Below are 17,240 nucleotides of genomic sequence, written 5' to 3'. Positions count from 1 at the left end.
CGGAGACGGCGGAGCCCTGTCCCGGGGTCACGCCGTGAACGATGTGGTCGTGCAGAACCGACTGGCACGAGGTGGCTGCGTCACCAGGCCGCCCTCGTACGTGTTGCAGCGACAGTAACCCGTCGGTAACTGGTCCGCCAGAGCGCGGAGATGTGACCTGTACCGCCCAAATGTACCGATCATCGATCATCGATCAACCGGCTCTCGGGAACCCGGCACGGCGGCCGCCCCGGCCCCCTAGGGTGGCCGGGTGAACGACGTGTTGGAGCGCCTGCGGGCCGAAGCCGGGCATGCTCCCGGCGGCGAGGATCAGTACGCGGCGCTGCTCGCGGCGGACGCGGACGGACTGGCGGCCTCCCTGGCCTCCGCCGGGCAGCACCTGTGGGCCCGCGAACTGGCCGCGTACCGGCTGGGGCTGGCCGGCGACCGGCGCGCCTTCGAACCCCTGGTCCTGCTGCTCAACCACCGGGACCCGCCGCGCTGCGAGGCCGCCGCCCAGGCGCTGGCCGTCCTCGGGGACCCGCGCACCGCCCGCGCGGCGGCGGCACTGGCCACGAACGAACTGCGCACGGCCTACGCCCTGCACCCGGTCCGGCTGCTGGCGGCGCTGCGCGCCCCGGAGTCCGCCCCGGCGCTGATCCGCACCCTGTCGCGGCTGCTCGCGCCGCACGACCCGTACTGGCGGGTGGCCCTGGCCTGCGTGGAGGGGCTGGGGGTGCTGGCCGACCAGCGGGCCCGGGAGGTCCTGACCCGGGCCCAGTCGCACCCCCGGCTGGCCGTGGCGGCGACGGCGGCCCTGCGGGGGCTGGGCGGGACGGCGGGGGAGTCCTAGGCCGTAGCGGCTGAGCCGGTCAGCGGGTCAACCGCTCAGCCGGTCGGTCGCTCAGCCGGCGAAGCCGGTCTTGAAGCCGGTGCCGAAGCCGGCCCGGGGGCCGGTCCTGAAACCGGACCCGAACTCGGAGTCGGACTCGACGCCGGACTCGGCCGCCGAGCCGGGGCGGGCCCGCTCCGGGACGATCGCGAAGGCCTCGATCTCCAGCAGGAGTTCGGGCCGGAAGAGTGCCGACACCTGGACCGCGGAGGAAGCGGGCAGGCGGTCCGGGGCGAACACCTCGTCACGGGCGGCGCGCACGGCGGGCAGGTGGGCCACGTCCGTGACGAAGTACGTCAGCTTCACCACGTCGTCGAAGGTCGCCCCGGCCGCGTCGAGGCAGCGTTCCAGGTTCGCGAACACCTGCCGGGCCTGGGCCGAGGCGTCGCCCTCGCCGACCACCTCACCCTTCTCGTCGAAGGCGCACTGCCCGGACACGGCGACGAACCGGCCTGTGCCCCAGACGACGTGGTTGTAGCCGGTGCCGGGGGCGACGCCCTCGGGTGCGGCGATGCGGGTGAGGTGGTGGTCCTGTGAGGTGCTCATGGGCACGATCTTGCCCGCCGAACGTCAGCCCCGGAAGCCCAGCAGACCGTGGAGGGCCGCCCCGCCCGACGAGGGCGGGACCGCGCGGGTCGCCGGGGTCGGGGTGGGGGCCGCCTGGGCGGGGCAGACGGCGTCCGCGGCCCTGCCCGTCAGCAGGTACGCCGCCAGCTTCTCGTCGAGGCACTTGTTGCCGCTCAGGGCGATGCCGTGGTTGCCGCCGCCCTCCTCGACCACCAGCGCCGAGCCCGCGAGCTTGCGCCGCATGCTCACCGCGCCCTCGTACGGGGTCGCCGCGTCCTCGGTCGCCTGGAAGAGGAGCGCCTGCGGGAGCCCCGAGTTGGTGACGTCCGGGGCCTGGAGCGGCTCGGTCGGCCAGAACGCGCAGGGGGCGTTGTACCAGGCGTTGTTCCAGGTCATGAAGGGTGCCTTGGCGTGCATGCGCCACATGTCGGCCCGCCACTGGTTCCAGTTCCTGGGCCAGGCCGAGTCCCGGCACTGCACGGCCGTGTAGACGCTGTAGCTGTTGCCCGCCGAGGGCTCCACCGCGCCGAACTTCTCGTACGCGGAGACCAGCGGCTTCGGGTCGCCCTCCACCGCGTACGCGGCGAAGGCCGCCGCGAGGTGGGGCCAGTAGCCGTTGAAGTAGCCGCCCGGCATGAAGGTGTCCTCCAGCTCCGCCGGGCCCACCTTGGCGCCCGCCGGGGCCGCGCGCAGCGCGCTGCGCATCTCGTACCAGCGGGCCTCGACCTCGGCGGGGTCGGTGCCGAGGTGGTACGTGGCGTCGTACCGGGCGACCCAGGCCAGGAAGGCCTTGTGGCGGGAGTCGAAGGCCTGGTCCTGGGCGAGGTTGTCCTCGTACCAGACCCCGGCCGGGTCCACGACGGAGTCCAGGACCAGGCGGTGCACGCGGTCGGGGTGGAGCTTGGCGTACACCGCGCCCAGGTAGGTGCCGTACGAGTAGCCGAAGTAGCTCAGCTTGTCCGCGCGCAGGGCGGTGCGCAGCACTTCGAGGTCGCGGGCCGCCGACACGGTGCCGATGTACGGGAGGACGTCGGCGTGCTTGGTCTGGCAGGACTCGGCGAAGGACTTCACCCGCTCCAGGTTGGCCCGCTCGGTCTCCTCGTCCAGCGGCACGGAGTCGGGCCGTACGGGCGTGAAGTGGCCGGCGCCGCAGTCCAGGGCGGGCTCGCTCTTGCCGACGCCCCGGGGGTCGAAGCCGATCACGTCGTACTGGGCGGCCACGTCCTTGGGCAGCGCGGCGGCGATGTGCCCGGCCAGGGCGCGGCCGCTGCCGCCGGGCCCGCCGGGGTTGACCAGCAGCGGGCCCTGGGAGCGGGCGGCCGTGTGGGGGACCCGGGTCAGGGCGAGGGAGATCTGCCGGCCGGCCGGGTTGTCGTGGTCGAGGGGGACCTTGAGGGAGGCGCACTGGAGCGTCGGGTAGCGGGAGGTCGCGCAGCTGGACCACTTGAGGGTCTCGGCGGCCGGGGCGGCGGCCGTGACCGGGCTCGCCAGGGCGGCGGCGACGGTGGACACCGCGAGCAGGACTGCGGCGCGCCGCAGACCGGGACCGGACTTGCTCTTCTTCGTCGGGTGCAGCAGCGGGTGGAGCATGGGGCCTCCCAGCCGAGGGTTCTGGGCCGAATCGTCCCGGAACCTGCGGTCGGAAGGTGGGATTGGGGCCCCGATTGGCCCGATGTGATGACCCTTCAGTCGGTCGTACGGTCGTACGGGTGCTCAGAGCAGGCTGAGCTGGGTCGACCCGGGCGCGGGCGCGGGCCCGTCCGGCCGCTCCGGTACGACGATCCGCCGGGTCGGTCCGCGGCCGCCGGGGCCGATGCCGAATTCGGCGGCGAGCTCGTGGACTTGGCGGGTGATCATCCGCTGGTACCAGGTGGGCGCGTACGAGCCGCCCGCGTACATCCGCGCGTACCGCTCCACCAGGTGGGGGTGGTGCTCGCCCAGCCAGGCCGTGAACCACTCGCGGGCGCCGGGGCGCAGATGGAGTACCAGGGGTGTCACGGAGGTCGCGCCCGACTCGGCGACGGCCCGGACGGTGGCCCGCAGCTGCTCGGGGGAGTCGCCGAGGAAGGGGATCACCGGGGCCATCAGCACCCCGCACTCGATGCCGGCGTCGGTGAGGGTGCGGACGGCCTGCAGCCGGGCGGCGGGGGAGGGGGTGCCGGGCTCGACCGTGCGCCACAGGGCGGTGTCGGTGAAGCCGACGGACACGGAGATCCCGACGTCGGCGACGGCCGCGGCCTCCTGGATGAGGGGGAGGTCGCGCAGGATCAGCGTGCCCTTGGTGAGGATCGAGAAGGGGTTGGCCCGCTCGCGGAGCGCCTCGATGATCCCGGGCATCAGGCGGTACCGGCCCTCGGCGCGCTGGTAGCAGTCCACGTTGGTGCCCATCGCGATGTGCGCGCCGGTCCAGCGGGGCGAGGCGAGCTCGCGGCGCAGGAGCTCGGGGGCGTTGGTCTTGACGACGATCTGGGAGTCGAAACCGATGCCGGTGTCGAGGTCGAGGTAGCCGTGGGTCTTGCGCGCGAAGCAGTACACGCAGGCGTGACTGCATCCCCGGTACGGGTTCACGGTCCACTCGAACGGCATCCGCGAGGCGCCGGGGACCCGGTTGACGATCGAGCGGGCCCGGACCTCGTGGAAGGTGATCCCGCGGAACTCGGGGGTGTCGAAGGTGCGGGTCACGACGGAGTCGGCGCCGAAGAGCGCGGCGGGGCCCGGGGGGCCCGCGGTCAGGTTGTCCCAGCGCATGGTGCGGCTCCCTCGGTGGTGCGGCTCGCGGCTCGCGGCTCGCGGTTCTCGGCTCTCGGGTTCGGCTGTCGATTCCGAGAATAGAACAAACGTTCCCATGATCGTGCGGGCCGGTATATCCGCTGGTCACGCTGGTGCGGTGGGTGAGAGGCTGCGCCTCATGGCGAGGATGGGGATCACGGTGTGTCTCGCGGGTAGCGCCCGCGGTCGACTGGAAGAGGCGATCGGCGAGGCGATGGCGCCGTTCGAGGTCGACTACAGCCGCGGCGAGGAACTCGACATCTGGGACCACTGGGCGGTCTCGGGCACCCGGTCCCACTTCCAGCCGCTGCGCGGTCGCGAGGGCGATCCGCGCCTCGTGCTCGACGTCCACGCGGACCCGTCGGAGGAATGCGCGGGCGGTCCTCGGGAGCTGCTGGCCTTCGCGGAGGTACGGGCCGAGGCGGCGGAGGTGGCCGGCGCGGCCTGGGACCTGTGGCGGGAACTCGCCCGCAGACACCCGGCGGCCGAGCCGCTGGCCCCCACTCCCGCCTGGTCGAACCCGTCCGAGTACGAGGCGGGCATGCGGGCGCAGGCCGCGGCGCGCAGGGCGTACGAGGCGCAGCCGCTGGTCATCGCCTACACGGAGCGCCGCACAGCCCTCCTGGCCGCCCATCGCGGGTACCACCTCGGCTACAGCATCGAGCACGCGTGGCCCGTCGAGGGCGTCGGGGCCGTCGGCCGCGAGGAGTTCGTCCGGCTCCACGCCGAATCGGCGGTACCGGGCGGGAGCGTCCTGACTCCCGACGGCTGGTGGTGCGAGACGGGCGACCCGCCGGTCCACGGCGCTTGCGAGAGCCCGGCCGTCTGCCCCCACACGCCGCCGATCGAATGGACGGGCACCCCCTGGTACCACGGCAGCGAGCGGTACATGGAAGGACTGCCCGCGGACACGCTCCTCGTCCGCGTCCGCTGCCACGTCTGACCCGGATTTGGGCGCCCGCCCCGGAGGTGGTTGGCTTCGCGGTGACGAGCGAACACAACTGCTGGAGGAAAGCCATGGCGCAGGTCGAGGCCACCACGGAACGCATCATCGGGGCGGACGCGGAGACCGTGTTCGACGCGCTGGCCGACTACACCGGGACCCGGGGCAAGCTGCTGCCCGAGCACTTCAGCGAGTACGAGGTGCGCGAGGGCGGCGACGGCGAGGGCACCCTCGTCCACTGGAAGCTCCAGGCCACCAGCAAGCGGGTCCGCGACTGCCTGCTGGAGGTCACCGAGCCCACCGACGGCCAGCTCGTGGAGAAGGACCGCAACTCCACCATGGTCACCACCTGGACCGTCACCCCGGCGGGCGAGGGCAAGTCCAAGGCCGTCGTCACCACCGTGTGGAACGGCGCCGGCGGCATCGGCGGCTTCTTCGAGCGCACCTTCGCACCCAAGGGTCTCGGCCGCATCTACGACGCGGTTCTGGCCAACCTGGCCACCGAAGTCGAGGGCTGAGCAAGGACGTTGCCGGCGAGGCCGGGGGACCGGCCTCACCGGATCGGGTGAACTGGGCGACCTGCCGCGCTTCGTCCACGACGTGGACCCGGCCGCGGCGTACCCGCTGTCCGTCGAGGACGGGCTGAACCCCGGGCGGCTGCTGCTCGGGGACCTCGCGCGGTGCGTGCACCCGGGGCGGGGCGCGGCCCCCGCCGGGCGTGGCCCCGTGCCTCGCCTGCCCGGAGCGCCTAGGGTGGGGCCCCAGCGCTACCGACCGCCGGGGGGCCCGATGAAGATCCTCATCTCAGCCGACATGGAAGGCGCGACCGGCGTCACCTGGCCCGCCGACGTGCTGCCCGGGACACCGCAGTGGGAACGCTGCCGGACCCTGTTCACCTCCGACGTGAACGCCGCCGTCCTCGGGTTCTACGACGCGGGGGCGGAGCAGGTCCTCGTCAACGAGGCCCACTGGACCATGCGCAACCTGCTGCTGGAGAAGCTCGACGCCCGCGTCGAGATGCTGACCGGCCGCCACAAGTCCCTCTCCATGGTCGAGGGCGTCCAGCACGGGGACGTCGACGGCATCGCCTTCGTCGGCTACCACACGGGCGCCGGCGCCGAGGGCGTGCTCGCCCACACCTACCTCGCCAACTCCATCACCGGGGTCTGGGTCAACGGCACCCGCGCCAGCGAGGGCCTGCTCAACGCCCACGTGGTCGCCGAGTACGGGGTCCCGGTCGTCCTGGTCACCGGAGACGACCTGACCTGCGCCGACGCCGCCGGCTACGCCCCGGACGCGCTGACGGTCGCCGTCAAGGACCACGTCTCGCGCTACGCCGCCGTCTGCCGCACCCCGGCCCGTACGGCCGCCGACATCCGGGCCGCCGCCAAGGAGGCCGCCGCCCTCGCCGTCCGGTACGAACCGGTGCGGGGCGGGCCGTTCGCGGTGGAGGTCGAGTTCGACGCCGAGCACCTGGCGATGGCCGCCACGGTGGTGCCCGGGGTCGAGCGGTCGGGCGAGCGTAGGGTCGGCTACACCAGCGGGACGATGTACGAGGGGATCCGGACCTTCAAGGCGGTCACCACGATCGTCTCGGCAGCGGTGGAGGAACAGTATGGCTGACATGTCCGAGCCGGGCTCCGGTGTCGACGTCGCCGGTGCCGGCGTCACGGGTACGCCCGTCGACCGGGTGGCGCTCGACGAGGCCGTCGAGTTCACCTCCGGCCTGATCCGCATCGACACCACGAACCGCGGCGGCGGCGACTGCCGGGAACGCCCGGCCGCCGAGTACGTCGCCGAGCGGCTGGCGGACATCGGCCTGGATCCGGTGCTGCTGGAGCGCACCCCGGGCCGCACCAACGTGGTGGCCCGGATCGCGGGCACCGACCCCACCGCCCCCGCCCTCCTGGTCCACGGCCACCTCGACGTGGTCCCGGCCGAGGCCGCCGACTGGAGCGTCGACCCCTTCTCGGGAGAGGTCCGGGACGGGGTGGTCTGGGGCCGCGGCGCCGTCGACATGAAGAACATGGACGCGATGGTGCTGGCCGTCGTACGGGCCTGGGCGCGGGCCGGCGTCAGCCCCCGGCGGGACATCGTGATCGCCTACACCGCCGACGAGGAGGACAGCGCGATCGACGGCTCGGGCTTCCTCGCCGACCACCACCCCGGCCTCTTCGAAGGCTGTACCGAGGGCATCAGCGAATCCGGGGCCTTCACCGTGCACGCCGCCCCCGGTCAGGCCCTCTACCCGATCGCCGCCGGCGAACGCGGCACCGCATGGCTGAAGCTCACCGCGACCGGCACCGCCGGACACGGCTCCAAGCCGAACCGGGCCAACGCGGTCAGCCGGCTCGCCGCCGCGGTCGCCCGCATCGGCGAGCACGAGTGGCCGGTCCGCCTCACCGACACCGTCATCGCCTGCATCACCGAACTCGCCGCCCTCCAGGGGATGTCGGTGGACCCGCGGTCCCCCGGATTCCAGCTCGACCAGGTCCTCGGGAAGCTCGGCCCGGCCGGCGCCCTCGTCGAGGCGACCGTCCGCAACAGCGCCAACCCGACGATGCTCAGCGCCGGTTACAAGCTCAACGTCATCCCGGGCACCGCCACCGCGTACGTGGACGGGCGGATGCTGCCCGGCGGCGAGGCCGAGTTCATCGCCACCCTCGACGAACTCACCGGCCCCGACGTGCACTGGGATTTCCACCACCGGGAAGTGGCCCTCGAAGCCCCCGTGGACGGGCGGACGTACGGGATCCTGCGCGAGTCCGTGGAGGCCTTCGACCCCGAGGGGCACGTGGTGCCCTTCTGCATGGCGGGCGGCACCGACGCCAAGCAGTTCTCCCGGCTCGGCATCACCGGCTACGGCTTCTCCCCGCTGAAACTGCCGCCCGGCTTCGACTACTGGTCCCTCTTCCACGGAGTGGACGAGCGGGTCCCCGTGGACGCCCTGCACTTCGGGGTCCGCGTCCTCGACCGAGCCCTGCGCGCCCTGTGATGGCCCCGCCGACGACCCCGCGCGGCGACGGTACCGCCCCCTACGGCAGCTGGCCCTCGCCGATCGGCGCCGCGCTCGCCGCCTCCCTCGACGGGAGGCCGGAGTACGTCGGCGCGATCGGCGCCGAGGTGTGGTGGACGGCGCCCCGGCCGACCGAAGGCGGCCGTCGCGCCCTGGTCCGCCGGCCCGCGGACGGCGGACCCGCGGTCTGCGCCCTGCCCGCGCCGTGGAACGTGCGCAGCCGGGTCACCGAGTACGGCGGCCTGCCCTGGGCGGGCGCCGAACGGCCCCTGGGCGGGCCGCTGGTGGTCTTCGTCCACTTCGCCGACCAGCGGCTGTACGCGTACGAGCCCGACGCGCCCGGCAGCCCCGCACCGCGGCCCCTGACCCCTCTCTCGGCGGTCGGCGGCGGGCTGCGCTGGGCCGATCCGGTGCTGCGGGGCGACGAAGTCTGGTGCGTGCTGGAGGAGTTCACCGGGGACGCGCCGACCGACGTGCGCCGCGTACCGGCCGCCGTACCGCTCGACGGGTCGGCTGCGGAAGACCGTTCGCTCGTACGGGAGTTGACCGACGACCGGTACCGCTTCAGCACCGGGCCCCGGATCTCCCCGGACGGACGGCAGGCGGCCTGGCTGGTGTGGGACCACCCCCGGATGCCGTGGGACGGCACCGAGCTCAGGCTCGCCGACGTCACCCCGGACGGCCGGCTCGCGGAGCCCCGTACCGTGCTCGGCGGACCGGAGGAGGCCGTCGCCCAGGTCGAGTGGACCACCAGCGGAAGCCTCCTCGCGGTGAGCGACCGGGGCGGCTGGTGGAACCCGTACCGGGTGGACCCGGAGACGGGCGAGGCCGTCAACCTCTGCCCCAGGGAAGAGGAGTTCGGCGGGCCGCTGTGGAAGACCGGGCTGCGCTGGATCGCGGCGCTCCCCGACGGACTCGTCGCCGTCCTGCACGGCCGGGGCTCCTCGGTGCTCGGCGTGCTCGACCCCGAGAGCGGGGACCTGGTCGACGCGGCCGGACCGTGGACGGCCTGGCAGCCCACGCTCGCCGTCAGCGGCAGCCGGGTCTACGGGGTCGCGGCCAGCCCGCGCAGCGCGTACGAGGTGGTGGAGCTCGACACGGCCACCGGGCACGCCCGGGTGGTGGGAGGCAGCGGGTCCCCGGGGACGGGAGCGGACGACCGGGCGGACCCCGCGTACTTTCCGGAGCCGCAGAGCAGGACCTTCTTCGGCCGGGGCGGCCGGGAGATCCACGCCCACGTCTACCCGCCGCACCACCCCGTGCTGCGCGCCCGCGCCGACGAACTGCCCCCCTACGTGGTGTGGGCGCACGGCGGCCCCACCGACCACGTGCCGCCCGTACTCGACCTGAACATCGCCTACTTCACCTCGCGCGGGATCGGCGTGGTCGAGGTCAACTACGGGGGCTCCACGGGCTACGGCCGCGCCTACCGGGAACGGCTGCGCGAACAGTGGGGCGTCGTCGACGTCGAGGACTGCGCCGCCGTGGCGCGGGCGCTCGCCGCCGAGGGCACGGCCGATCCGGACCGGCTCGCGATCCGGGGCGGCAGCGCGGGCGGCTGGACGGCCGCGGCCTCGCTGGCCTCCACCGACCTGTACGCCTGCGCGGCGATCATCTACCCGGTCCTGGACCTGACCGGCTTCGCCGCCGAGACCCACGACCTCGAATCCCGCTACCTCGACGGCCTCGCCGGACCGCCCCAGACCCTGGCCCTGCGCAGCCGCGAGCGCTCCCCGGTGGCCCGCGCCGACCGGATCACCGCACCGTTCGTCCTGCTCCAGGGCCTGGACGACCCGGTCTGCCCGCCCGCGCAGGCGGAGCGGCTGCTGGCCGCGATGCGCGGGCGCTCGGTGCCCCACGCGTACGTGGCCTTCGAGGGCGAGGGGCACGGATTCCGGCGTGCGGACACGATGGTCCGGGCACTGGAGGCGGAGCTGTCGCTGTACGCGCAGGTGTTCGGGTTCGAGCGGGCGGACGTCCCCCGTTTGGCCCTGTCCGACTGAGCCCCCGGGACGCCGCGGCCGGACGATGGGGCCATGAGCTCCCACACGTCCAAGGGCCACGGCAAGGGCCGCGCACAGATCACCCCGGGGCGCGCGGGCGTCGCGGCGCTCGCGGTGCTCACCCTCGTGTTCATCTTCGAGAACACCCGCCCCACCAAGATCCGGCTGCTGATCCCGCAGGTGACGATGCCGCTGTACGTCGCCCTGCTGATCGCGGCGGTGCTGGGCGCCCTGTGCGGGGCCTACTTCGCCCGGCGGCGCAAGTAGCGGGCCCCGCCGGCGGTCAGCCCGGGTGGACCCAGACCCGCAGCGGGCCGACGGCCGTGAAGCCGTGGCGCAACGCGGTGCCGAGGTCGTCGCCCGACTCGTAGCCAACGAGCGCCAGGCCGGGCCAGAGCGAGGCCGTCAGGGCCAGTGCGCCCGCCCAGGCCTCGTCGTCCGGGGTGCCGTCGGCGGTGAACACGTTGGAGATGCCGACCACCTCGCCGGTGCGGTTGGCGGCGGCCCCGGCGAGGATCCGGCCCTCGGCGTCCCGCCCCGCCAGGAACGCGATCTCCCCCGTGAGCAGCCCCGGGTGGAACAGGCCGGTGCTCTCCTCGCCGTCCCAGGCCGTCTCCCACGCCTCCAGCTCCGCGGGGTTGGAGATCCGGCTCCACGCCAGGGCGGGGGTCGGGGCGGCTGCGGCAGCGGCCGCCGGGCGGTGGATCCACTCGGCGCCGAAGAGGATCTCGAAGCCGTGCGGAGCCAGGTCGAGCGCGGCGAAGCTGTCCTTGACCGAGGCGTGCGGAGCGGCGGTGTCGATCCCGGAGACCAGGGCGGCCGTGTCGGTGTCCCGGGTGAGGGTCACGGCGTCCGGGTAGTAGAGCGGGGTCCGGCGGGGGCTGCTCCACGCCTGGGCGGTGAAGTCGCCGTCGCGGCAGACCGCGGCGCACCAGGCGGCGTTGTTGTACGCGGCCGCGAGGAGCAGCTCTTCGGTGTTCGGGGTGATGATCACATCGGGATCCTGCCACAGGCTCCAACCTGCGGCGATGGAATACATCCAGCCGCGAAACGCCGCCTCGACCGCCCTCGTCCGAGGACGCGGCTCCCGGCCGGTGGGGCTGTCACCGGGCTTCCCGCCACGTCAAGGGCGCCTGACGGGACCGCGAACGGCGGGTGATCACGGCCGAAATGCCATGTCCCGGAGTCCCGCATCGCACAGGATGAGTGCATGCGAACCCTCGTGCTCCTCGACGCACCGTCCAACCTCGGGCTCCGCCCCCCGGCCCCGGGCGCCGTTCCCGGCGTCTACAAACTGGCCGGGGCCCTGCGGGAACAGGGCCTGCTGGCCCGTCTCGGCGCGCGCGAGGGCGGGGTGGTCGTCCCGCCGCGCTACGACCGGGGCGACTGGAAGGAGGGGGACGGGGTCTTCCATGCCGGGCCCCTCGCCGCGTACACCGTGGCCCTCGCCGACCGGATCGAGGAACACCTGCGCTCCGGGGAGTTCCCTGTCGTGCTCGGCGGCGACTGCTCCATCCAGCTCGGCGCCTCCCTGGCCATGCGGCGCCTCGGGCGGTACGGCATCGCCGCGATCGACGGCTCCGCCGACTTCCGCCACCCCGGCAACGAGGCCCTCAACGGGCCCGTCGGAGCGGCCGGCGGCGAGGAACTGGCGCTCGCCACCGGCCGCGGCCAGGCGGACCTCGCCGACCTGGAGGGCCTCGGGCCCTACGTGCGCGACGAGGACGTCCGGCTCTTCGGGCTGCGCGACGGGGACCCGGACCTCCCCGAGCTGCGCGCCGCCGGGATCTTCGCCGCCACGGTGGGGGCGATCCGCGACGCGGGTGCCGGGCCGGTGGCCCGTACCGCGCTGACGGGGCTGCAACCCCCGGCCACCGCCGGGTTCTGGGTCCACCTGGACGCCGACGTACTGGACCCGTCCGTGATGCCGGCCGTCGACAGCCCGGACCCCGGAGGGCTGATTCCCGACGAACTTGCCGAACTGCTCGGAGTGCTGATCAGCTCTCCGCGCTGCGTCGGCCTCAACGTCACCATCTACGACCCCGACCTGGACCCGGACGGGCGCGCCGGAGCCCTGCTCGCGGACCTGGTGGCGGGGGCGTTCGCCTAGGCCGGACCAGGCCCGCCCCGCCCGGTCTGCCGCCGGGCCTGCCCGCCGTCGGGGCGGGGCGGCGCGGTCAGACCCCGATCACGCCGTCGATCCGCTCGCGCAGCAGGTCCGCGTGGCCGTTGTGCCGCGCGTACTCCTCGATCATGTGGATCAGCACCCAGCGCAGCGACACCTCGCCCCGCCACACGTCCTTCCCGGACACGTCCAGATCCGGTGCCCGCTCCGTGAACGTCTCCGCGAACTCCACCTCCGCCCGCCACGCCTCCCAGGCCTCCCCGATCACCTCGGGCGTCCCCGTCGCGCCGTCGAAGTCCCCGTCGGGGGCTTCCGCGGACCAGAACAGGAGCGGCACCTCCTGCCCGTCCAGCACGTTGCGGAACCAGCGGCGCTCCACGTCCGCGAGGTGGCGGACCAGCCCCAGCAGGGACAGCGTGGACGGCTCCACCGACCGCTCCGCCAACTCCGGCCCCAAATCCGCACACTTGAGCCGGAGCGTCGCCCGCTGGGCCCCCAGCATGTCGACGAGCATCCGTCGCTCGTCGCCCGTCGTCGGCCCCGTGAACCGGCTCTCGGACTCTTCCCCGTCGAACAGCTGACCTCTTCTGATCACGTCGCTCATGCCCTCCATGATCGGACACCGGGCCGCACCGGAGAAGGCTTTGCGTAATCCTGACCGGTGGTGATGCGCCGAATCCCTGTGCACCGGCGGCCGTGGCGTGTTCCATTTCCCTCATGGCCACCACCGTCCGCCGCTCCGTACTGACCCTCCCCGCAGCCCCGTTGGGCCCCGAGAACCCACTGCCCGCCCTCCGCGAGTCCGGCGGCGTGCACGCGCTGGACGAGCGTTCGCGCGAGGGCCTGCCGCGCGACATGGCACGCCAGGTCGGGTACGAACCACTGCGCTCGCTGCTCCCCGTACGGATCCGGGACGGCTACCAACGGCAGCGCACCGAGCAGGACTTCGAGACGATCGTCATCGAGAACGCGCACCTGCGCGCCACCGTCCTGCCCGGACTCGGCGGCCGGATCCATTCGCTCGTCCACCTGCCCACCGGACGCGAACTGCTCTACCGCAACCCGGTGTTCCAGCCCGCCAACTTCGCCCTGAACGGCGCCTGGTTCTCCGGCGGCATCGAGTGGAACCTCGGGGCCACCGGCCACACCACCCTCTCCTGCGCCCCGCTGCACGCCGCACTCGTCCCGGCGCCCGACGGGGGAACCATGGTGCGGCTCTGGGAGTGGGAGCGGCTGCGCGACCTGCCCTTCCAAGTGGACCTGTGGCTGCCCGAGGACTCGGAGTTCCTCTACGTCGGCGTCCGCGTGCGCAACCCGCACGAGCGGCCCGCCCCCGTCTACTGGTGGTCCAACATCGCCGTGCCCGAAGAGGCCGGCACGCGCGTCCTGGCCCCGGCCGACGAGGCCTGGCACTTCGGGTACGAACGCTCCCTGCGCCGCATCCCCGTACCCGGATGGGAGGGCGCGGACCGTACGTACCCGCTGCGCAGCACGTACCCCGCCGACTTCTTCTACGAGGTCGAAGCCGGGACCCGGCCCTGGATCGCCTCCCTCGACTCCGACGGCCGGGGCCTCGTCCAGACCTCGACGGCCCGGCTGCGCGGCCGCAAGCTCTTCGTCTGGGGTGCGGGCGAGGGCGGGCGGCGCTGGCAGGAGTGGCTGACCGAGCCCGGCACGGGCGGTTACGCGGAGATCCAGGCCGGGCTCGCCCGGACCCAGCTGGAGCACGTACGTCTGGAAGCCGGCGCGGAGTTCAGCTGGCTGGAGGCCTACGGGGCCCTGTCCGCGGACCCCGGCGCCGTGCACGGGGACGACTGGGCGGCGGCCCGCGCCGCGGCGGGCACCGCGCTGGAGTCCGCGCTGCCCGGTCCGGCCGTGGACGCGGCGTACGAGGCGTGGCGCGGGTGCGCCGACACCGAACCGGGGGAGCGGCTGGCGGCAGGCTCCGGCTGGGGCGCCCTCGAAGTGCTGTGCGGGGGCCACAAACTGCCCGGCACCCCCTTCGCCGAGGACACCATCGGCGAGGAGCAGGCCCCCTGGCTGGAGCTGTGGCGCAGCGGGGTCTTCCCCGCCCCGCGCCGGGTGACTCCGCCCGGCCCGAGCCTGGTCGCCCCGCACTGGCGGGACATGCTGGAGACGGCCCAGGCGGACCCGCTGACCGAGTACCACCTCGGGGTCGCCCAGTGGCACGCCGGGGACATCGCCCAGGCGGTACGGAGCTGGGAGCGCGGGCTGGCGCTGGCCCCCTCGCGGTGGCCGCTGCTGCGGTGCCTGGCGGTCGCCGACGACCTGGCCGGCGACCCGGCCCGGGCGGCCCGCTGGTACGCCGAGGCCTTCGAGGACCTGGCCCAGGAGAGCCGGGGCGGCGCGAGCTGGCTGGCCGCCGAATCGGCGCTGGGCAGGGAGGCGCTGGCCTCCCTGCTGGCGGCCGGGCTGCTGCCGCAGGCCCGCGCGGTATGGGACCGGCTGCGCCCCGCACTGCGGGAGGAGGGCCGCTTCCGGCTGTCGGCGGCCCGGCTGCTCGCGGCGGAAGGCCATGTGGCCGCGGGCCGCCGGGTCTTCGAGGAGGGCTTCGAACTGCCCGACCTCCGCGAGGGCGAGGAGATCCTCTCGGAGGTCTGGTCCACCCTCACGGACCGCCCGCTGCCGGCCGCGTACAACTTCCGGATGCGCCCGCCGGGCGACTAGGCCGTCTCTTTCGGATCCTGCCGGGCCCGCGGCGCCCGGCACCGCGCCCGGCCGCACTGCCGAGACGACCACGTACACCCAGTACGCGAGCGCCCCGAGAGCACGCCCAGGCACGGCACCAGACGCCGCAGGCTCGGCCGACAAGATCCGAAAGAGACGGCCCAGGGGAGGCTGTTCGGGCCAGGTCGGGGAGGCCGCCGGGTACTGCGGCGTACCACCGTGTACTACCTGGGTAGTACGGCGGAAACGCTACGCCGGTGTGACGCGTGCCAGGCCCGGCACGGCCTAGCGTGGGTGCATGGAAGATCAGCGCGAGCGCCCGGAGGTTCCTCCGTGGCAGCGATGGGTGGAGCGGACCGGGCGGGGCCCGGCCTGGCGCTCCTCGCTGCTCGTGGCCGTCTTCGCGCAGGTCGGCTCGGGATGGGCCGCGCACCAGCAGAGCGGGCGGGTGGCGCTGGACGGGTTCGCGCGGCTCCTGCTGCTGCTCGGGCCGCTGCTGCTCGTGTGGCGGCACCGGTACCCGGTGGCCGTGGCGTACGGGGTCAGCGCCGTCACCCTGGTGTACGTCGGCGCAGGCTTCCCGTACGGACCGGTGTTCATCAGCCTGGCGCTGGCCTGCTTCGCTGCCGTCGTCGCCGGACACCGCACAGCCGCCTGGGGGGCCGTCGGGCTGCTCTGGGCCAGCCATCTGGTCATCGGCCACTGGCTCTACCGGCTGCTCCCACCCGCCGGGGACGGCCCGGCGCCCTGGGCGCAGGAACTGGGCATCACCGCGTGGGTGCTCGCCATCCTCGCGGTCTCCGAGCTCGTCCGCATACGCCGGGAACAGTGGGCCCTCGCCCGTGCCGAGCGTGCGGCGGCCGAGAAGCGCCGGGTGAACGAGGAGCGGCTGCGCATCGCCCGCGAGCTGCACGACGTCCTCGCCCACAGCATCTCGGTGATCAACGTCCAGGCCGGCGTGGGGCTGGCCCTGCTCGACTCCGATCCCGAGCAGGCCCGTTCGGCGCTGACCACCATCAAGGCGGCCAGCAAGGAGGCCCTGGGCGAGGTCCGCCAGGTCCTCGACACCCTGCGCACCCCCGGCGACGCACCACGCGCGCCCGCCCCCGGTCTCGACCGGCTCCCCGAGCTCGCCGAGCAGGCCGCCGCGGCCGGGCTGAGCGTCGACACCGCGACGGACGGGGAGGCGCGGACCCTGGCGCCCGGGGTGGATCTCGCCGCCTTCCGCATCCTGCAGGAGGCGCTGACCAACGTGGTGCGGCACTCCGGTTCGCGCACCGCCCGCGTCCACCTCTCCTGGCAGCCCCGCGCCCTGGAACTGCAGGTGGACGACGACGGACCGGCCACGGGCGGCCCGGCGGGCGGCAGCGGCAACGGCCTCGTGGGCATGCGCGAGCGGGCCGCGGCCCTCGGCGGCACCGTCGAGGCAGGCCCGCGCCCCGACGGCGGCTTCCGCGTGACAGCCCGACTCCCGCTGAAGCCCGCTGCATCCCAGGAGGATCCGTGATCCGTGTACTGCTCGCCGACGACCAGCTCCTCGTCCGGGCGGGGTTCCGCGCCCTGCTCGACGCGCAGCCGGACATCGAGGTGGCGGGCGAGGCCGCCGACGGCGACGAGGCCGTCCGTCTCGTGCGCGAGCTGCGCCCGGACGTCGTCCTCATGGACATCCGGATGCCGGTGTGCGACGGGCTCGCCGCCACCCGCCGGATCACCGGGGACACGGCACTGGCCGACGTCAGGGTGGTCATGCTCACCACCTTCGAGCTCGACGAGTACGTCTTCGAGGCACTCCGGTCCGGAGCCTCGGGCTTTCTGGTCAAGGACACCGAACCGGAGGAGCTGCTCCGGGCGGTCCGGGCGGTGGTGGACGGCGACGCGCTGCTCTCCCCGGGCGTCACGCGCCGCCTGATCGAGGAGTTCGCGGCCCGCTCCAAGCAGCCCGCCGCCGACGGAGCGGGCCTGGGCCTGGACCGGCTCACCGAGCGGGAGCGCGAGGTGATGGCACTGGTCGGCCTCGGCCTGTCCAACGAGGAGATCGCCCGCCGCCTGGTGGTCAGCCCGCTCACCGCGAAGACCCACGTCAGCCGGACGATGGTGAAACTCGGCGCCCGGGACCGCGCCCAACTGGTCGTCCTGGCCTACGAATCGGGGCTGGTCCGGCCCGGCTGGCTCGGCTGACCCGCCTCGTACTCCCCAGGTGGTACGCGCGGTGCAGCCGGCCGTACGACGACCCGGACCCCCTCCCGGAGCCAGTCTCG

16 protein-coding genes are annotated in these 17,240 nt (G+C 74.0%); 11 read left to right on the top strand and 5 right to left on the bottom strand.

Annotation, left to right across the window (positions count from 1 at the left end; translation table 11 throughout):
* The first annotated feature begins 250 nt into the window (after positions 1-250).
* On the top strand, positions 251-832 hold the full coding sequence (locus ACZ60J_RS12180) for a HEAT repeat domain-containing protein (RefSeq protein ID WP_469681076.1): 582 nt from the start codon (positions 251-253) through the stop codon (positions 830-832).
* 51 nt (positions 833-883) lie between these two features.
* Here the strand turns inward: ACZ60J_RS12180 and ACZ60J_RS12175 are convergent, their stop codons facing one another.
* From ACZ60J_RS12175 to ACZ60J_RS12165, 3 genes are all read right to left on the bottom strand, one after another.
* Positions 884-1,417: a RidA family protein gene (locus ACZ60J_RS12175; RefSeq protein ID WP_469681074.1), complete on the bottom strand. Its 534-nt coding sequence runs from the start codon at positions 1,415-1,417 to the stop codon at positions 884-886.
* A 24-nt stretch (positions 1,418-1,441) separates the two neighbouring features.
* Positions 1,442-3,028, bottom strand: coding sequence for an alpha/beta hydrolase (locus ACZ60J_RS12170; RefSeq protein ID WP_469681072.1), 1,587 nt, complete (start codon positions 3,026-3,028; stop codon positions 1,442-1,444).
* Positions 3,029-3,151: 123 nt separating this feature from the next.
* Positions 3,152-4,186: an Rv2578c family radical SAM protein gene (locus ACZ60J_RS12165; RefSeq protein WP_469681070.1), complete on the bottom strand. Its 1,035-nt coding sequence runs from the start codon at positions 4,184-4,186 to the stop codon at positions 3,152-3,154.
* Between the two features lie 160 nt (positions 4,187-4,346).
* On the opposite strand from ACZ60J_RS12165, the gene ACZ60J_RS12160 reads away from it, so the two are divergent.
* The 6 genes from ACZ60J_RS12160 (at position 4,347) to ACZ60J_RS12135 (ending at position 10,436) form a co-directional block, all read left to right on the top strand.
* The gene (locus tag ACZ60J_RS12160) at positions 4,347-5,150 is read left to right on the top strand and encodes a hypothetical protein (protein ID WP_469681069.1); all 804 of its coding nucleotides are present in this window, start codon (positions 4,347-4,349) and stop codon (positions 5,148-5,150) included.
* Between the two features lie 74 nt (positions 5,151-5,224).
* On the top strand, positions 5,225-5,668 hold the full coding sequence (locus ACZ60J_RS12155) for an SRPBCC family protein (protein ID WP_274550291.1): 444 nt from the start codon (positions 5,225-5,227) through the stop codon (positions 5,666-5,668).
* A gap of 271 nt (positions 5,669-5,939) precedes the next feature.
* Positions 5,940-6,773: a M55 family metallopeptidase gene (locus ACZ60J_RS12150; RefSeq protein WP_469681067.1), complete on the top strand. Its 834-nt coding sequence runs from the start codon at positions 5,940-5,942 to the stop codon at positions 6,771-6,773.
* A gap of 1 nt (position 6,774) precedes the next feature.
* Entirely contained in the window at positions 6,775-8,145 is a 1,371-nt protein-coding gene (locus tag ACZ60J_RS12145) for a M20/M25/M40 family metallo-hydrolase (protein WP_469681527.1), read from the top strand.
* Positions 8,145-10,169: a S9 family peptidase gene (locus tag ACZ60J_RS12140; RefSeq protein WP_469681065.1), complete on the top strand. Its 2,025-nt coding sequence runs from the start codon at positions 8,145-8,147 to the stop codon at positions 10,167-10,169. Before ACZ60J_RS12145 ends, ACZ60J_RS12140 begins: the two co-directional genes overlap by 1 nt.
* Positions 10,170-10,202: 33 nt before the next feature.
* On the top strand, positions 10,203-10,436 hold the full coding sequence (locus tag ACZ60J_RS12135; RefSeq protein ID WP_469681063.1) for a lipopolysaccharide assembly protein LapA domain-containing protein: 234 nt from the start codon (positions 10,203-10,205) through the stop codon (positions 10,434-10,436).
* 16 nt (positions 10,437-10,452) lie between these two features.
* Here ACZ60J_RS12135 and ACZ60J_RS12130 read toward each other — a convergent pair whose 3' ends face one another.
* A complete protein-coding gene (locus tag ACZ60J_RS12130; protein WP_469681061.1) occupies positions 10,453-11,163 on the bottom strand; it encodes a hypothetical protein in 711 nt (236 codons plus the stop codon).
* A gap of 216 nt (positions 11,164-11,379) precedes the next feature.
* Between ACZ60J_RS12130 and ACZ60J_RS12125 the strand changes: the two genes are divergently transcribed.
* Positions 11,380-12,279, top strand: a complete 900-nt coding sequence (locus tag ACZ60J_RS12125) for an arginase family protein (protein WP_469681059.1) — start codon at positions 11,380-11,382, stop codon at positions 12,277-12,279.
* A 67-nt stretch (positions 12,280-12,346) separates the two neighbouring features.
* Here the strand turns inward: ACZ60J_RS12125 and ACZ60J_RS12120 are convergent, their stop codons facing one another.
* The gene (locus ACZ60J_RS12120; RefSeq protein ID WP_469681057.1) at positions 12,347-12,898 is read right to left on the bottom strand and encodes a DinB family protein; all 552 of its coding nucleotides are present in this window, start codon (positions 12,896-12,898) and stop codon (positions 12,347-12,349) included.
* 113 nt (positions 12,899-13,011) lie between these two features.
* Here ACZ60J_RS12120 and ACZ60J_RS12115 point away from each other — a divergent pair, with 113 nt between their 5' ends.
* The 3 genes from ACZ60J_RS12115 (at position 13,012) to ACZ60J_RS12105 (ending at position 17,160) form a co-directional block, all read left to right on the top strand.
* Entirely contained in the window at positions 13,012-14,982 is a 1,971-nt protein-coding gene (locus ACZ60J_RS12115) for a DUF5107 domain-containing protein (protein WP_469681055.1), read from the top strand.
* Positions 14,983-15,280: 298 nt separating this feature from the next.
* A complete protein-coding gene (locus ACZ60J_RS12110; protein WP_469681053.1) occupies positions 15,281-16,489 on the top strand; it encodes a sensor histidine kinase in 1,209 nt (402 codons plus the stop codon).
* The gene (locus ACZ60J_RS12105) at positions 16,486-17,160 is read left to right on the top strand and encodes a response regulator transcription factor (protein WP_469681051.1); all 675 of its coding nucleotides are present in this window, start codon (positions 16,486-16,488) and stop codon (positions 17,158-17,160) included. The genes ACZ60J_RS12110 and ACZ60J_RS12105 overlap by 4 nt, the downstream gene beginning before the upstream one ends.
* The last annotated feature ends 80 nt before the right edge of the window (positions 17,161-17,240 follow it).

The sequence above is a fragment of the Streptomyces sp. NPDC104226 genome (assembly GCF_055584085.1).
This window is presented reverse-complemented; position numbering and strand designations above follow the sequence as displayed.

What these genes read in the sequence shown, in the direction of transcription:
- ACZ60J_RS12175 (WP_469681074.1), bottom strand. Translation starts at nt 1,417, where the DNA reads ATGAGCACCTCACAGGACCACCACCTCACCCGCATCGCCGCACCCGAG.
- ACZ60J_RS12170 (WP_469681072.1), bottom strand. Translation starts at nt 3,028, where the DNA reads ATGCTCCACCCGCTGCTGCACCCGACGAAGAAGAGCAAGTCCGGTCCC.
- ACZ60J_RS12165 (WP_469681070.1), bottom strand. Translation starts at nt 4,186, where the DNA reads ATGCGCTGGGACAACCTGACCGCGGGCCCCCCGGGCCCCGCCGCGCTC.
- ACZ60J_RS12160 (WP_469681069.1), top strand. Translation starts at nt 4,347, where the DNA reads ATGGCGAGGATGGGGATCACGGTGTGTCTCGCGGGTAGCGCCCGCGGT.
- ACZ60J_RS12155 (WP_274550291.1), top strand. Translation starts at nt 5,225, where the DNA reads ATGGCGCAGGTCGAGGCCACCACGGAACGCATCATCGGGGCGGACGCG.
- ACZ60J_RS12150 (WP_469681067.1), top strand. Translation starts at nt 5,940, where the DNA reads ATGAAGATCCTCATCTCAGCCGACATGGAAGGCGCGACCGGCGTCACC.
- ACZ60J_RS12145 (WP_469681527.1), top strand. Translation starts at nt 6,775, where the DNA reads ATGTCCGAGCCGGGCTCCGGTGTCGACGTCGCCGGTGCCGGCGTCACG.
- ACZ60J_RS12140 (WP_469681065.1), top strand. Translation starts at nt 8,145, where the DNA reads ATGGCCCCGCCGACGACCCCGCGCGGCGACGGTACCGCCCCCTACGGC.
- ACZ60J_RS12135 (WP_469681063.1), top strand. Translation starts at nt 10,203, where the DNA reads ATGAGCTCCCACACGTCCAAGGGCCACGGCAAGGGCCGCGCACAGATC.
- ACZ60J_RS12125 (WP_469681059.1), top strand. Translation starts at nt 11,380, where the DNA reads ATGCGAACCCTCGTGCTCCTCGACGCACCGTCCAACCTCGGGCTCCGC.
- ACZ60J_RS12120 (WP_469681057.1), bottom strand. Translation starts at nt 12,898, where the DNA reads ATGAGCGACGTGATCAGAAGAGGTCAGCTGTTCGACGGGGAAGAGTCC.
- ACZ60J_RS12115 (WP_469681055.1), top strand. Translation starts at nt 13,012, where the DNA reads ATGGCCACCACCGTCCGCCGCTCCGTACTGACCCTCCCCGCAGCCCCG.
- ACZ60J_RS12110 (WP_469681053.1), top strand. Translation starts at nt 15,281, where the DNA reads ATGGAAGATCAGCGCGAGCGCCCGGAGGTTCCTCCGTGGCAGCGATGG.